Annotated in this window: 13 protein-coding genes; 5 read left to right on the forward strand and 8 right to left on the reverse strand. The window is 59.4% G+C overall.

Annotation, left to right across the window (positions count from 1 at the left end; all coding sequences use genetic code 11):
- From VGK14_RS07885 to VGK14_RS07900, 4 genes are all read right to left on the reverse strand, one after another.
- The coding region (locus VGK14_RS07885) for a cytochrome c oxidase subunit 3 (RefSeq protein WP_331508449.1) at nt 1-448 on the reverse strand (448 nt) is incomplete at its 3' end.
- A gap of 12 nt (nt 449-460) precedes the next feature.
- Nucleotides 461-2,035, reverse strand: a complete 1,575-nt coding sequence (ctaD, locus tag VGK14_RS07890; RefSeq protein ID WP_331508450.1) for a cytochrome c oxidase subunit I — start codon at nt 2,033-2,035, stop codon at nt 461-463.
- Nucleotides 2,036-2,046: 11 nt separating this feature from the next.
- Nucleotides 2,047-3,240 carry a cytochrome c oxidase subunit II gene (coxB, locus tag VGK14_RS07895; RefSeq protein ID WP_331508451.1) on the reverse strand — a complete coding sequence of 398 codons (1,194 nt, stop codon included), beginning with the start codon at nt 3,238-3,240 and terminating at the stop codon, nt 2,047-2,049.
- 12 nt (nt 3,241-3,252) lie between these two features.
- Nucleotides 3,253-3,735: a DUF2244 domain-containing protein gene (locus VGK14_RS07900; protein ID WP_331508453.1), complete on the reverse strand. Its 483-nt coding sequence runs from the start codon at nt 3,733-3,735 to the stop codon at nt 3,253-3,255.
- A gap of 262 nt (nt 3,736-3,997) precedes the next feature.
- Between VGK14_RS07900 and VGK14_RS07905 the strand changes: the two genes are divergently transcribed.
- Both VGK14_RS07905 and VGK14_RS07910 read left to right on the forward strand, forming a co-directional pair.
- Nucleotides 3,998-4,600, forward strand: coding sequence for a Yip1 family protein (locus VGK14_RS07905; protein ID WP_331508454.1), 603 nt, complete (start codon nt 3,998-4,000; stop codon nt 4,598-4,600).
- Between the two features lie 75 nt (nt 4,601-4,675).
- Nucleotides 4,676-4,882 (forward strand): DUF6494 family protein, encoded by a 207-nt coding sequence (locus VGK14_RS07910; RefSeq protein ID WP_331508455.1) that lies wholly within the window; start codon nt 4,676-4,678, stop codon nt 4,880-4,882.
- A 47-nt stretch (nt 4,883-4,929) separates the two neighbouring features.
- On the opposite strand, the gene VGK14_RS07915 is transcribed toward VGK14_RS07910, so the two are convergent.
- On the reverse strand, nt 4,930-5,592 hold the full coding sequence (locus tag VGK14_RS07915; RefSeq protein WP_331508456.1) for a peroxiredoxin: 663 nt from the start codon (nt 5,590-5,592) through the stop codon (nt 4,930-4,932).
- A gap of 112 nt (nt 5,593-5,704) precedes the next feature.
- Nucleotides 5,705-6,484: a TIGR01458 family HAD-type hydrolase gene (locus VGK14_RS07920; RefSeq protein WP_331508457.1), complete on the reverse strand. Its 780-nt coding sequence runs from the start codon at nt 6,482-6,484 to the stop codon at nt 5,705-5,707.
- A gap of 279 nt (nt 6,485-6,763) precedes the next feature.
- Between VGK14_RS07920 and VGK14_RS07925 the strand changes: the two genes are divergently transcribed.
- Together VGK14_RS07925 and VGK14_RS07930 are read left to right on the forward strand one after the other, a co-directional pair.
- Nucleotides 6,764-7,288, forward strand: a complete 525-nt coding sequence (locus VGK14_RS07925) for a cyclic nucleotide-binding domain-containing protein (RefSeq protein ID WP_331508458.1) — start codon at nt 6,764-6,766, stop codon at nt 7,286-7,288.
- Between the two features lie 4 nt (nt 7,289-7,292).
- Nucleotides 7,293-7,781 carry a surface-adhesin E family protein gene (locus VGK14_RS07930; RefSeq protein WP_331508459.1) on the forward strand — a complete coding sequence of 163 codons (489 nt, stop codon included), beginning with the start codon at nt 7,293-7,295 and terminating at the stop codon, nt 7,779-7,781.
- A gap of 2 nt (nt 7,782-7,783) precedes the next feature.
- Here VGK14_RS07930 and VGK14_RS07935 read toward each other — a convergent pair whose 3' ends face one another.
- Complete coding sequence (locus VGK14_RS07935; RefSeq protein WP_331508461.1) at nt 7,784-9,682, reverse strand: ATP-binding cassette domain-containing protein; 1,899 nt, start codon at nt 9,680-9,682, stop codon at nt 7,784-7,786.
- A 184-nt stretch (nt 9,683-9,866) separates the two neighbouring features.
- Between VGK14_RS07935 and VGK14_RS07940 the strand changes: the two genes are divergently transcribed.
- The gene (locus VGK14_RS07940) at nt 9,867-12,056 is read left to right on the forward strand and encodes a diguanylate cyclase domain-containing protein (RefSeq protein ID WP_331508462.1); all 2,190 of its coding nucleotides are present in this window, start codon (nt 9,867-9,869) and stop codon (nt 12,054-12,056) included.
- Between the two features lie 8 nt (nt 12,057-12,064).
- Here VGK14_RS07940 and VGK14_RS07945 read toward each other — a convergent pair whose 3' ends face one another.
- Nucleotides 12,065-14,056 (reverse strand): UvrD-helicase domain-containing protein, encoded by a 1,992-nt coding sequence (locus tag VGK14_RS07945; RefSeq protein ID WP_331508464.1) that lies wholly within the window; start codon nt 14,054-14,056, stop codon nt 12,065-12,067.
- Between the last annotated feature and the right edge of the window lie 94 nt (nt 14,057-14,150).

Below are 14,150 nucleotides of genomic sequence, written 5' to 3' on the forward strand. Positions count from 1 at the left end.
CGGGTATGCCCCAGGCCTCCATCGGCTTGAAGCTGCCATGGGCTGCCGGCCCGGCGCTGGGCCACGCCGCGTTGAAGCCGGGCCACAGCAGCGCGGTTTGCCCCAGCTCAGGTACCGCGTAAAACCGGGCATAGAACAATGCGCCGAACAATGCGCCGAAGAACATCACCTCGGAGAAAATAAACCAGCCCATACCCCAGCGGTAGGAGAGGTCGACCTGATCGTTGAACAATCCGGCGACGTTTTCGCGGATAACGGTGCCGAACCAGCCGAACAGCATGGCCACCAGGATCAGCGCACCGACCGCCATGACATAGGGGCCGGCATGGATTTTTTGCAGCAGCAGCACAAAGCCTGTCGTCAGGGTGAGCAGCGCGATCGAGCCGGTGATCGGCCACAGCGAAGGCGCCGGGAGATAATATTTGGTAGGGCTGGCGGTGGATTGCATGATGGTTTCTCCTTATTTGATCGCCGGCGCGGTTTCGAAGGAGTGATACGGCGGTGGCGAGGGCAAGGTCCATTCCAGCGTCTCCGCGCCTTCCCACGGCTTGGCGCCGGCCGGCTGGCCGCCGCGCACGCATTTGATCACGGTGTAGAGGAACAGCAGCTGGCTTGCGCCGAGTACGAATCCACTGATCGAGATGATTCTGTTGAAGTCGGCGAACTGCAGCGCATAGTCGGGAATCCGGCGCGGCATGCCGGCCAGGCCGAGGAAATGCATCGGGAAGAAGGTCATGTTGAAGGCGATCGTGGTCAGCCAGAAATGCCATTGGCCGAGCTTTTCGTCATACATGTGGCCGGTCCATTTGGGCAGCCAGTAATACGCCCCGCCCATGATGCTCATTGCCGCGCCCGAGAATAGCACGTAGTGGAAATGCGCCACCACGTAGTAGGTATCCTGCAGCTGGATATCCACTGGCACGATCGCCAATACCAGGCCGCTGAAGCCGCCGATGGTGAACAGGCATACCACGGCGATGGCGAACAGCATCGGTGTTTCGAACGTGATCGAGCCTTTCCACATGGTGGCAGTCCAGTTGAATACTTTCACGCCGGTGGGGATCGCGATCAGCATCGTGGAATACATGAAGAACAGCTGGCTGGAGACCGGCATGCCGACCGTGAACATGTGGTGCGCCCACACGATGAACGACAGGAAAGCGATCGACGCGGTGGCGTACACCATCGAGTGGTAGCCGAACAGCGGCTTGCGCGAAAAGGTCGGGATGATCGTCGACAGGATGCCGAATGCCGGCAGGATCATGATGTAGACCTCGGGGTGGCCGAAGAACCAGAAGATGTGCTGGAACATCACCGGGTCGCCGCCGCCCGCTGCGCTGAAGAACGAAGTGCCGAAGTGGCGGTCGGTGAGCAGCATGGTGACTACCGAGGCCAGCACCGGCATCACCGCGATCAGCAGGAATGCGGTGATCAGCCAGGTCCAGACGAAAATCGGCATTTTCATCAGCGTCATTCCCGGCGCACGCATATTGAATATCGTGGTAATGATGTTGATCGAGCCGATGATGGACGAGATGCCCATGATATGAATCGCGAAAATCGTCATGTCGTAGGCGGCACCGCCCTGGATGAACAGCGGCGGATACATCGTCCAGCCGCCGGCTACGGCGCCGCCGGGCACGAAGAACGAGGTCAACAGCAGCGTGGCGGCCATCGGCAGCAGCCAGAAACTCCAGTTGTTGAGCCGCGGAAAAGCCATGTCCGGCGCGCCTATCATCAGCGGGATCAGCCAGTTGGCGAAGCCGACGAAGGCCGGCATGATTGCGCCGAAGATCATGATCAGCCCGTGCATCGTGGTGAGCTGGTTGAAGAACATGGGCTGGAAGAATTGCAGCCCGGGCTGGAACAGCTCGGTGCGGATCAGCATTGCCAGGGCGCCTGCGAACAGGAACATCGCAAAGCTGAACCACAGGTACAGCGTACCGATGTCCTTGTGGTTAGTGGTGGTCACCCAGCGTAAAAAGCCGCTCGGGTGCAATTCGTGGGAATCGTGCACGGGAATGCTGGTGGCCATTGCAATTCTCCTTATCCTGCGGGTTTGCGCAAAGCCGAAACCTCCGCCGGCTGGATTACATCGCCGGTATGGTTGCCCCAGCTGTTGCGTTCGTAACTGATGACGGCTGCGATATCGACATCCGACAGCTGACCGGAAAAACCCGGCATCGGCGTTCCCGGAATGCCGTGCATCACGATGTCGAGATGACGGTTTTTCGGCCCCAACACGATCTTGTCAGCTTTCCAGAAGCCGCGTTCGGTGAGTGGATCGGTCATGTTCTTGCCGGCGGAGAAGGGCGCCCCATCTATTAATGGCGGGAATACGCCCGCAGTGCCCTGGCCGGTGGCCTGGTGGCAGACTGCGCAATTGGCCATGAAGGCTTTTTCGCCCTGGGCTTTCAGTTCATCCAGCGTGAACGTCCTGCTGGAAGCCGCGGCCTGTTCGGCGGTGCTGGCTTTCTGCCTGGCCAGCCAGGCCGAATACTCTTCCGGCGCCATGGCTTCCACCACGATCGGCATGAAGCCATGGCCCACGCCGCACAGCTCGGCGCACTGGCCGCGGTAGGTTCCGGGTTTTTCCACCTGGAACCAGGCTTCGTGGATGAATCCCGGAATGGCGTCCTGCTTAACGCCGAATTGCGGCAGCCACCACGAGTGGATGACGTCGGTGGAGGTGAGCAGCACCCGTACTTTTTTACCTGTCGGAACCACCATCGGGTGGTCGACTTCGAGCAAATAATGCTCGCCCTTGTCGGCCTTGTTGTCGATCTGGTCGCGCGGGGTGGACGAACTGCTGAGGTAGCGCACGCCCTCGCTTATGTATTCGTATTCCCACATCCACTGGTGGCCGGTGACCTTGATGCTAATGTCGGGATGGCCGGCATTTCTCATCGCGAAGATGGTTTTGGTGGTGGGGTAGGCCATGCCGATCAGGATGAAGAACGGAATGATGGTCCAGATGATTTCCAGTCGCGTGTTCTCGTGAAACTGCACGGCCTGATGTCCCACCGCTTTGCGGTGTTTGTACAGCGCATAGAACATGACTCCGAACACCACGATGAAGATGAACAGGCAGACCAGCAGGATCAGGTTGTGCAGCTGGTAGATCTCATGCGCAATCGGCGTGGCCGGGGTTTGCAGGTTCAGCTGATACTCCGCATGCGTTGCAGAGGCAAAAAAAATTATCGGGAATGCGGAAAGTAAGGAAAGTGTTTTTCTTGACATGCTGCAGGCTCCCTATGTTAGAAAACCGCCTAATCGCGACTTCAACAGACGCCCAACGTCGAGCCGTTCCTCACTGCTCAGGTGACGGCCAAATTCGATTTCCTTGCCATGCGAACGCAACGCCAGCCGTCGGCAATAGCCGTCCGGCATGCAGTCCAGAGTCACGCGTGCCCAATAACCGTTAAGCTCGACGCAGATGTCGGACCCCGGCGCGTGTTTCTCCACCAGGACTTTGTCATGGTCTATCGTCAGCCGCTCGTAATCGTCGGCATGGCGCCAGACCAGGTGCAGGCAAAAATACAGCACCAGCAATTCGGCGCCGGTAAAAGGTAAAACCAGCCACGCGCCTATCAGGAAAAACCCGAAAGCGATGCCTAAAGTAAACAGGGAAATCAGGAAAAAGATGCAAAGAGAACCGGCCGGAGACAGGGAGCAATTAGGCCTGCCGGTAATGGAGTAACGCACCGATGATGCCGAACCGCTGACATCGACCACGAATGCCTCACTTTCTGCGGCAGAGACGCTGCCGCAATCCTATTGTTGATTATATTAGTCTGATAATAGGTCGGATGGCAAGCATAATTATTGAAATCGACGACATCGCGAGACGTTTGGCGCGATACTTGTAGGTGTTTGTATTTAAATATATTTATTTGGAATTTCTCAGCGCCTGATGGATGGATAAAATGCTGGACAAACCATACTGAAATAGTAAACTATTGGTGCAGGATTAACCCTTGTAGAGAGGATGGTCGCCATGAGTCCGCGCAATATTTTCTTGCTGTTCGCTTCCCCTGCCAAAGGGTGGAGCAACCTGGTTCAAAGCAAGCCGTCGATCCACCGGCTTTACATGCTGCATGTGATGCCTTTCGCACTGATTCCGCCATTGATGGGGTATCTGGCAGCCAGCAAATATAGCGGGGAGTTTTTTCCGGCTATGTCGTCGTCTAAGCTGATACTGATTGCCGTCATCTTTTTTATCGTCGAACTGATCGTGGTGCCGGCGATGGCGGTGATTGTCCGGCAATTGGGCGAAGTTGCCGAAGTTCATCCTTCGTACCACGACGCTTTCGTCCTGGCCGCCGTGGCGCCCACGCCGCTGTGGCTGGCACCGGTCTTTCTGCTGGTGCCCAGCGTGCTGCTCAACTTGGCGGTAATTTCTATGGCGATGATGGCTGCGGCCGGGTTCATCTACTACGGCATTCCGGCGGTGTTCGGGCTGAAGGAGGAAGGCCACGCGATGCTGATGTTCGGCGCCGTGCTGATCGCCGGCGTGGTGGCGTGGGGATTCCTCATGGTATCGACGCTGGTGGTATGGGGCAGCGTGCAGAATCTGCAATTCGGCGTGCTGATGAGTTGAAGTTGCAATCGTCAGCATGTCCGTGACTAGCCAGCCGCGCGGTGGGATGTTGCCGTGCGGGGAAAGGAAGCTGACATGAACGAAGACAATTTCAACATGAGCATACGCACCTTCCTCAAGATGGTAGGGGTGCGTTCCCAGCATGAAATCGAGCAAGCCGTATCGCATGCAATGGCCAGCGGCGTGCTGAAGGGCAATGAGAAGCTGCCGGCGAAAATGACGTTAACAATAAGCGAAACCAATCTCAACGTCAGCTTCGATGGCGTGATCAGCCTGGAATAGATGTTTACTTCGCTACCCTGCCCATCCGGGCAGGGTAGCGAGAAACCTCAAGCCGCTTTTTTCCTGGCGAAATACCAGTCGCAAATCTCGTACTCGGTGTTGGCTGCCCGCAGTTCGGCCTCCTCCATCGTCGTCGGTGCCGGGACGATCACATCCTTGCCGCGCGTCCAGTTGGCTGGGCAGGCCACCTTGTTCGCATCCGCCATTTGCAGCGCGTCGATCACGCGCACGATTTCGTCGAAATTGCGGCCCACGTTCATCGGGTAATAAATCATCGCGCGCAGCACCCGCCTGGGGTCGATGAAGAACACACAGCGTACGGTGGCGGTGCTGCTGCTCGATTCGTGGATCATCCCGTACAGCCGGGAAACCTTCATGTCGATGTCGGCGACAATCGGAAATTTGATCTTTACGCCGAATTTGTCCTCAATATTGCGTGCCCAGGCGATGTGGCTATAGATGCTGTCCACCGAGCAGCCCAGCAGCGCCACGCCTTTTTGCTCGAATTCGTCGAAGCGTTTGGCGAACTCGATGAATTCTGTGGTGCATACCGGCGTAAAATCCGCCGGATGCGAGAACAGGATCACCCATTTGTCCTTGGCCCATTCGGAGAGGCGAACCGGTCCCATGGTGGTACTCGCCTCGAAATCCGGCGCCGGGCCGTTCAACTCCAGCCGGGCCGGAGCCCTTTCAATCGTTGTCGTGTCCATGGCATATCTCCTGTACGTTGCAAGTTAAGGCTGGCGGAAATTTCCCAACCCTGAGTTATAACTATCAGACAGTTGCAGCCGGGGGATGTTCGCCTGATCCTGTTCGCCAGAATTAAAGATGTAACGCATCGGGCAGGTCCTTGATGGAGGCGAGCACCAGGTCTGGTTTCACGGCGGAGGTTTCGGCGTAAGCCCTGCGGTATTTGCCGGTTTTGACCAGGATGCCTTTCAGCCCGGCCTGCTGCGCGCCGCCCACATCGGAATCGATGTCGTCGCCGACCATCGCCACTTCGTCAAGCTGAAGGTGCATGTCGTCCAAGGCCGCCTGGAAGAAATCCATTGATGGCTTGCCGATGATGATCGCCTCGGTACCGCTGGCGTATTCCAGCGCGTGCACGAAGCCGCCGATATCCATCTGCAGCCCGTCCCCGGTCTGCCAAAAGCGGCTTTTGTGGATCGCGATCAGTTTGGCGCCGTCGAGCAGGCGGTTGAAAACCTCGTTCAGCAACCGGTAGTTCCAGGCATCGCCGATATCGCCGATGACGATATGGTCGGCGCAGGTATCCGACTGGCGCAGTTCGCTGAAATCCCGCCTCACGTCATCGGCTAACAGCAAGCGGCAGACCGGATCAGCCTGGCGGCGCAAATAAAGCAGTGCCGCTTGCGGCGCGCTGATGATTTCTTCCTTGCGGATGGCAAAGCCGAAAGCGTTGATTTTCTTCTGCAGCGAGGCCAGCGACAGGGTGCTGGTGTTGGTGACGAAGCGGCAGGGCAGGCCGCTCTTGCGGATGCGCTCGACGGCGGTGGCGGCGCCTTCGATGGCCTGCGAGCCGACATAAAGTACGCCGTCCAGATCCAGCAAAATACCTTTGATAGCAGAATTAAAACTCATGCCGATCCTTCGCTTGTTGGAAGAGGGAGTAGGCATAGGATACTCCCGATTAGGCAGAGCATTGGACTGGGGTGTCGAGGCTGAGTTCTCGGCATGCGGACAACGCGGGCGTTTATTAATGCGGATGAATCGGTGATAATGAACAGATAAAAGGTCTGCTGTAATAAGGATGATGATGGATATTTCCAGTCTTGCCGGTGCGGCGACATTGATCAGTGCGTTGTCGCAGGCGCCAAATTTGCCCTCCCATTTCGGCCATAGCATTAATACTAGCGCCTGATGGTCAATAACGAAGCCCTTATTCTGCGCCTGTTGTGCGGGGTAAAAGCCTTTGCCGGCTTTTCACCGCAGGATGGCAGGGATTTAATGACCTGTGCGGTGCGGCATGACGTCGCTGTCGGTAACCGCGTCGTGCGCGAGGGCGACGGCGGACGCGAGTTCTATATCGTGCTGTCGGGAGAGTTCTCGGTCGTCAAGATGCTGCCATCGGGCAAGGAGAAAATCATCGCCAAACTGCATCCGGGCGATACTTTCGGCGAAATGTCCTTTCTGGACGGCAGGCCGCGCGCCGCTTCCGTCATTGCCGACAGTTCCGGCCTGCTGCTGAAATTCGAACGCCCCAGCCTGCTGAAAATTCCTGAAACCGCGGCCAAGATTTATTTCAACCTAGCCAATCTCATGGCGAGCCGTATCCGCGAAACCAATTCGCTGATTTCCCTGGCGCTGGAAGGTCGCGAAACGCCAACCGGGCCAGGCGTGCCGGCCGAGGCGCTGAAAACCCATCGCAACGTTCGAAAGTTTTGAGTCAATGTTCACCCGTCATTTCACCAGTATAGGCATCGCCGTCGCCCAGTTATTCCTGTCGCCGGCTTGCCATGCGGCCGATTGGTACGAGGTGGGAGGTTTTCCGGACAAAGGCGTGAAAGTCTATGTCGATGAGTCTTCGCTGGTGGTCGACCACGATACCGTCGTTACGGGCTGGATACGCTTCGAGTACAAGACGCCGCGCGAACGGGACGGCAAACAACTGATTGGCCAGAGTTCGTTGCGCATGGCCAATTGCGGCGACCGCCGTTACTGGATATCGGAAGCCTGGGGCCATCCGCCCAACAATACCGAGCCGGTGCGCCTTTACAGCGATACGCAGGAATGGCAGCTGGCCGCACCTGACAGCGAAGCCCGGATTGCGCTGGATGCGTTGTGTTTCGAGGCTCAATCGCTGTTCAGCATCCTCTGGGACAAGGCCGGAACCGGTCTTTCCCGGATACGCCACGGTGGCATGGGTGCGGGGCAGTAGTATTACAGCCTGCTTTCCAGCTCTTCCCAGCGCAGCATCGCCGCTTCCGTTTCCGCTTCGATGCGCGCCAGCCTTTCCTGCAGCCGTTTCACTTCCTGCGGCTGGTCGCGGTAGAGCGCGGCGTCGGTCAGCCGTTCGCCGATTGCCTTTTGTTCGGCTTCCAGTTTTTCGATCAGTTCCGGCAGTGCTTCCAGTTCGCGCGCTTCCTTGAAGCCGAGGCGGCTCTTTTCGGGCTTGGGCGCGGCCGGCTTGGACGCGGTCGCCGGCTTCGCTTTCAGGAGCGCCGCCTCATCCGCACGCGCCGCCTGGAATCGCCGCCAGTCGTCATAGCCGCCGCCGAATTCGGTAAGCCTGCCGTCGCCTTCGAACGCGATCACCTGGGTCACGGTGTTTTCCAGGAAAGCGCGGTCATGGCTCACCAGAAACAGCGTGCCGTCGAACGCTTGCAATAACTCCTCCAGCAGTTCCAGCGTGTCGATGTCGAGGTCGTTGGTGGGCTCGTCCAGCACCAGTACGTTGGAGGGCTGGCTGAACAGGCGGGCGAGCAGCAAACGGTTGCGCTCGCCGCCGGACAGCGATTTCACCGGCGCACGGGCGCGCTGGGCCGGGAACAGGAAGTCTTCCAGATAGCTGATGACATGCTTGCGCTCATTGCCGATCTGCACATAATCCGCGCCGGGGCTGATGGTGTCGGCCAGCGTGGCTTCCTCGTTCAATTGTTCGCGCATCTGGTCGAAATAGGCCACGCTCAGTTTGGTGCCAAGCTGAACCTCGCCGGAATCCGCTCGCAGTTCGCCCAGTATCAGCTTGAGCAGCGTGGACTTGCCGGCGCCGTTAGGGCCCAAGAGGCCGATGCGGTCGCCGCGCAGGATGCGGGTGGAGAAGTCGCGGATGATCGGCCTGCCGTCGAAGGCCTTGGCGACGTGGGCGAGCTCCGCCACCAGCTTGCCCGAGCGTTCGCCGACATCCAGGTTCAGCGCCACCTGGCCGATGCGTTCGCGGCGCGCGGCGCGCTCGCGGCGCAGCGCTTCCAGCCGCCGCACGCGGCCTTCGTTGCGGGTGCGGCGCGCCTTGATGCCCTGGCGTATCCACACTTCTTCCTGCGCCATGAACTTGTCGAATTTCGCCGCGTGCTGCTCTTCGACGGCGAGCAGTTCCTGCTTTTTGCTTTGATACGACGCGTAGGAGCCGGGAAAGTCGGTGAGGATGCCGCGGTCCAGTTCGACGATGCGCGTCGCCAGCCGGTCGAGAAAGCGCCGGTCGTGAGTGATGAACAGCACCGCGCCGCTGAAGCCCAGCAGCAGTTCCTCCAGCCATTCGATGGCTTCCATGTCCAGGTGGTTGGTGGGCTCGTCCAGCAGCAGTACGTCGGGCTCGGCCACCAGCGCTTGTGCCAGCGCCACGCGCTTTTTCCAGCCGCCGGACAGGCTGGCAATGGCGGCATCGGCGGGCAGCCCCAGTTTGCTGATGACGGTATCGATGCGTGACTGCGCCTGCCAGCCGTTCTGTGCTTCCAGGTCGTGCTGCAGATGCTGCATGCGCGCGAGCAGGGCATCGGTATCCGCATCGGCGTGCGACAGCTCCACCGACACCGCGTGGTAGTCCAGCAACAGCCGGCGCAACCCGCCCAGACCTTCGGCGACGGCTTCCAGCACGGTATGCGTATCTTCCAGCGGCGGTTCCTGCGGGACATAGGCCAGGCGGATTCCCGGCGCGCGCCAGGCGATGCCGTCATCCAGTTTGATGGTGCCGGCGATGGCCTTGAGCATGCTGGATTTGCCGGCGCCGTTGCGGCCGATCAGGCCGACGCGCTCGCCGGCATCGAGCTGGAACTGGACATGGTCGAGAAGCGGCGTCAGGCCATAGGCAAGGCCGGCCTGGTCAAGGGTAATTAAGGGCATGGCGTATTTTACCGCGCCTATGGCTTTCTTAGCCGATTTGATTTTACCGACTCCTCTATGCATATTGCATAAAGCCGAGTAACCTGACAGGAACTCCCGCATCTTGAAGAGGGGACATCGAAGCATGAATTGGAGAAGTCCCGATTTTCGTCGGCAGTTTTTCTCAATGTGACGGGCGATGAGGATGTTCGATCGCCTGCGCACATTGTTCCGCCGCTTCTGGCTGGGATCCATTTATCGCCAGCTGACGCTGGCTTTTGCCCTTCCCGTCGCATTGCTCATGCTCATTTTCGGCTGCAGCCTGATCCGGCAGGAGCGCGAGTTCCTGATGCGGCAGAGTATCGAGCACGCCAGGGATATCGCCCATACGATTTCAGTGGGCTGCGCCGCCTGGATGGCGGCCGGCGACATCGCGAAACTGCAGGAGGAAATGAAGAATGTTTCCCGGCGGCCCAGTGTGCGCTATGCGATGGTGATGTCGCCGGACGGGCTTATCGTGGCTTCGACGGCCGAGGCCTATATGGGCCGTTTCATCAACGACGAGGCAAGCCGCGGCCTCATCGACCAGGCCGACCCCTATCCCCACGTGCTGGCGCAGGAAGACCAGATCATCGAAGTGGCGGCGCCGGTATTTGCCGATACCAGGCTGGTGGGATGGGTGCGCATCGGAGTGGGACGCGACGAGTCCCAGGAGAACCTGCGCGATGTATCGCTGCAGGAGGCGTGGATGGCCGGATTGGCCATCGCCATGGTCATTCTGATTGCGGTCTCCATTTCCAGGAGATTCGCCGGCGGCCTGCGGCAGTTGATGCAGGCCATGAAGCTGGTGCAGGCCGGACGGCGCGACGTCCGTGCCGATGACGCCCGCGCGGACGAACTGGGCGTGCTGGCAAGAAATTTCAACGGCATGCTGGACAGCCTGGCAGAATCCGAACGCAAGCTGGAGCGTTTGAACCGGGTGTATGCCGCCTGGACGCAAAGCAACGAGGCGCTGGTGCGCGAAGCCGACGAGCAGGTGCTGCTGGAGCGCATCTGCGGCATCATGGCGGAGTGCGTGCCGTTCAAGCTGGTGTGGGTGGGGATGGTGGATGCCGGCGGCTGGGTGCATGTTATCGCCTCCAGTGACCCGCAATCCGTTTACCTGCGCGACCATGCCAGGATCTCCGTGGATGCCGAAAAACCCGAAGGGCGGGTCGCGATGGCAATTGCCATTCGCCAAGGCATACCTCAAATCCATAACGATTTCCTCAACCCCGATAACGTATTTCCCTGGAAGGCTGCGGCGCAAGCCGAACAGTTCCGCTCGGTGGCGGCATTCCCGCTCAGGCGCAATGGGAGCTGTGTCGGCGCGCTGGGATATTACTCCACCGAGATCAATTTCTTCGACCTCGACGTGGTGGCGCTGATGCGCGGTCTGTCCGACGATGTTTCCTTTGCGTTGGACAGCTTCGACCACGAACGCCGCCGCCGCGATGCCGAGGCGCAACTGGTGCTGGCCTCGCGCGTGTTCGAGAACAGCATGGAAGGCATCATCATCACCGATGCCGAGCGCAACATCATTTCGGTAAATCCGGGGTTTACCGAAATTACCGGATACACGCTGGAAGAGGCGCTGGGCCAGACTCCGCGCATCCTGAGCTCGGGGCAGCAGGAGCAGCAGTTCTACCAGGCGATGTGGAGAAGCGTCGAGGCTTCCGGCAGCTGGCGCGGCGAAATCAGCAACCGCCGCAAGAACGGCGAGTTTTATCCCGAATGGCTGACCATCAGCCGCGTATTGGACGAATCCGGCCGTGTCTCGAATTACATTGGCGTGTTCACCGATATTTCCGAGCGCAAAACGGCCGAGGCCCGTATCCAGCACCTGGCCTATTTCGATGCCTTGACCGACCTGCCGAATCGTATTTTGTTGCGCGACCGGCTGGAGCAGGCGATCATCAAGGCGCAGCGCGCCAACGAGAAAGTCGCGGTACTATTCCTCGACCTCGACCGTTTCAAGGTGATCAACGATACGTTGGGCCACGGCGTTGGGGACGGTTTGTTGAAGGTGGTATCGAAACGCCTGCTGGACTGCGTACGCGAGCAGGATACCGTGTCGCGCCAGGGCGGCGACGAGTTTCTGGCGATACTGCCCGACACCGATGCGGAGGGTGCGGAGCTGGTGGCGCAAAAGATGCTCTCCGCCCTGACCGGCCCCTGCCCGGTCGAAGGGCACACGCTGTATGTCACGCCCAGCATCGGCATCAGCCTGTATCCGGACAACGCCACCGATATCGACGAACTGGTCAAGCTGGCCGACGTGGCGATGTACCGGGCCAAGGACCGGGGACGCAACAACTACCAGTTCTATTCGACGCTGGCGAGAGCCAGTGCCTGAACGGAACTTTATTTCCCCAGCAGCGCCTTCATCTGTGCAATCCGATTGGCTGCCTGCGCCTTGCGGTCTGCCGGATCGGCCTCGGCGGTCTTGCCCGCATGGCGCACGTCGTCTTGCGGCAGTTCGTCAAGGAAGCGGCTGGGCTCGCAGTTTTCCCAGTCGCCGGCGCGCTTGCGCTTTTTGCAATAGGTGATGGTCAGCGATTTCTGCGCGCGCGTGATGCCGACGTACATCAGGCGACGTTCCTCCTCCACTTTTTGCGGCTCCAGCGATTCCCTATGGGGCAAAATGCCTTCCTCCACGCCGATCAGGAACACATGGCCGAATTCCAGCCCCTTGGCGGCGTGCAGCGTGGACAGCTTGACCGCGTCCGGCTCCGCTTCCTCGCGGCCTTCCAGCATGCTCATCAAGGCCACGGTCTGGATCAGTTGCAGCAGGTCTTTTTCCTCTTCCTCGCCTTTTTTCGACAGCCAGTTGGTGAAATCCGTGACGTTCTTCCACTTGGTCTCGGCGGCGCGCGGTTCTTCGCTGTCGTAAAGAAACGCTTCGTAGCCGATCGCGGTCAAGAGATCGGTGAGCAGTTCGCCGGCCGAGTCCTTCTGCGCGCGGGCTTGCATGCGGTTGATGAAGTTGCAGAAGGTCAGCAGGTCTTCCAGCTGCTTGGCGCCGAGCGCATGCTGAAATCCCGGCTCGAACGTGGCCTCGAACAGAGAGATATGCTGTTTGGCGGCATGCTCGCCCAGGCGTTCCAGCGTAGTGTTGCCTATGCCTTTCTTGGGCGTGGTGGCGGCGCGGATGAAGGCCGGATCGTCGTCTTCATTGGCGATCAGCCGCAGGTAGGCGATCAGGTCCTTGATTTCGGCGCGCTCGAAAAACGAGGTGCCGCCGCTGACGGTGTACGGCACTTTCTGGTTGCGCAGCTGCTGCTCCAGCAGCCGCGCCTGGTGATTGCCGCGGTAGAGGATCGCATAGTCGGCATAGCGCGTGCGATATTCGAACTTGTGCGCCAGCAGTTTCATGACGACGACTTCGGCCTCGTGCTCTTCGTCCTTGGCCGGCGTGATCTGGATCGGGTCGCCCAGCCCAAGGTCGCTCCACAGTCTCTTGTCGAACAGCTTGGGGTTGTTGGCGATGACCTGGTTGGCCGCCCTCAAGATGCGCACGGTCGAGCGGTAATTCTGCTCCAGCTTGATGACTTTCAGCCGGGGAAAGTCCTGCGTCAGCTGGCGCAGATTTTCCACGTCCGCGCCGCGCCAGGCATAGATGGCCTGGTCGTCGTCGCCGACCGCGGTGAACTTGCCCTCGACGCCAGCCAGCAGTTTGACCAGTCGGTATTGGCAGGCGTTGGTGTCCTGGTACTCGTCGATCAGCAGGTATTGCAGCTTGCGCTGCCATTTCTCCAGCGCCTCGGGATGGTTCTGGAACAATTCCACCGGCAGACGGATCAGATCGTCGAAGTCTACCGCCTGGTAGGCTTTCAGTGTCTGCTGGTACAGCTGATAAACCTTGGCGGAAGCGACGTCGAGTTCGTCCTCCGCGGTCACGGCCGCGGCTTCCGGCGTGACGAAAGCATTCTTCCATTGTGAAATTCGCCACTGCGTGCGGCGTAATAATTGTTTGTCGGTGGTGGCGAGGATATCGGACAGCGTCTTGAAGCTGTCGGAGGAATCCAGAATCGAAAACTGCGGCTTGTAGCCCAAGAGTTGCGCCTCGGCGCGCAGCATTTGCAGGCCCAGCGAGTGGAAGGTGGTCACCGTCAGGCCCTTGCAAGGCTTGTCCTGCAGCAAGTGCCCGACGCGCTCCTGCATTTCGCGCGCTGCCTTGTTGGTGAAGGTGATCGCGGCGATATGCCGGGGCGCATAGCCGCAATGCTCGATCAGGTGCACGATCTTGTGCGTGATCACCCGCGTCTTGCCGCTGCCGGCGCCGGCGAGGACGAGCAGGGGGCCGTCGAGATATTTTACGGCTTCGCGTTGGGGGTCGTTGAGTTTGGAAAGCATGAGGAAATTCCGCGGTCCGGAGTTTATCCGCTTGCGGGTTAGGTGTCACTTCGCAAAGGCGAACGCGAGATTTTTATAGCCGGTAATTAGTGTG

The organism is Novimethylophilus sp. (genome assembly GCF_036504375.1).
Classification (GTDB): domain Bacteria; phylum Pseudomonadota; class Gammaproteobacteria; order Burkholderiales; family Methylophilaceae; genus Novimethylophilus.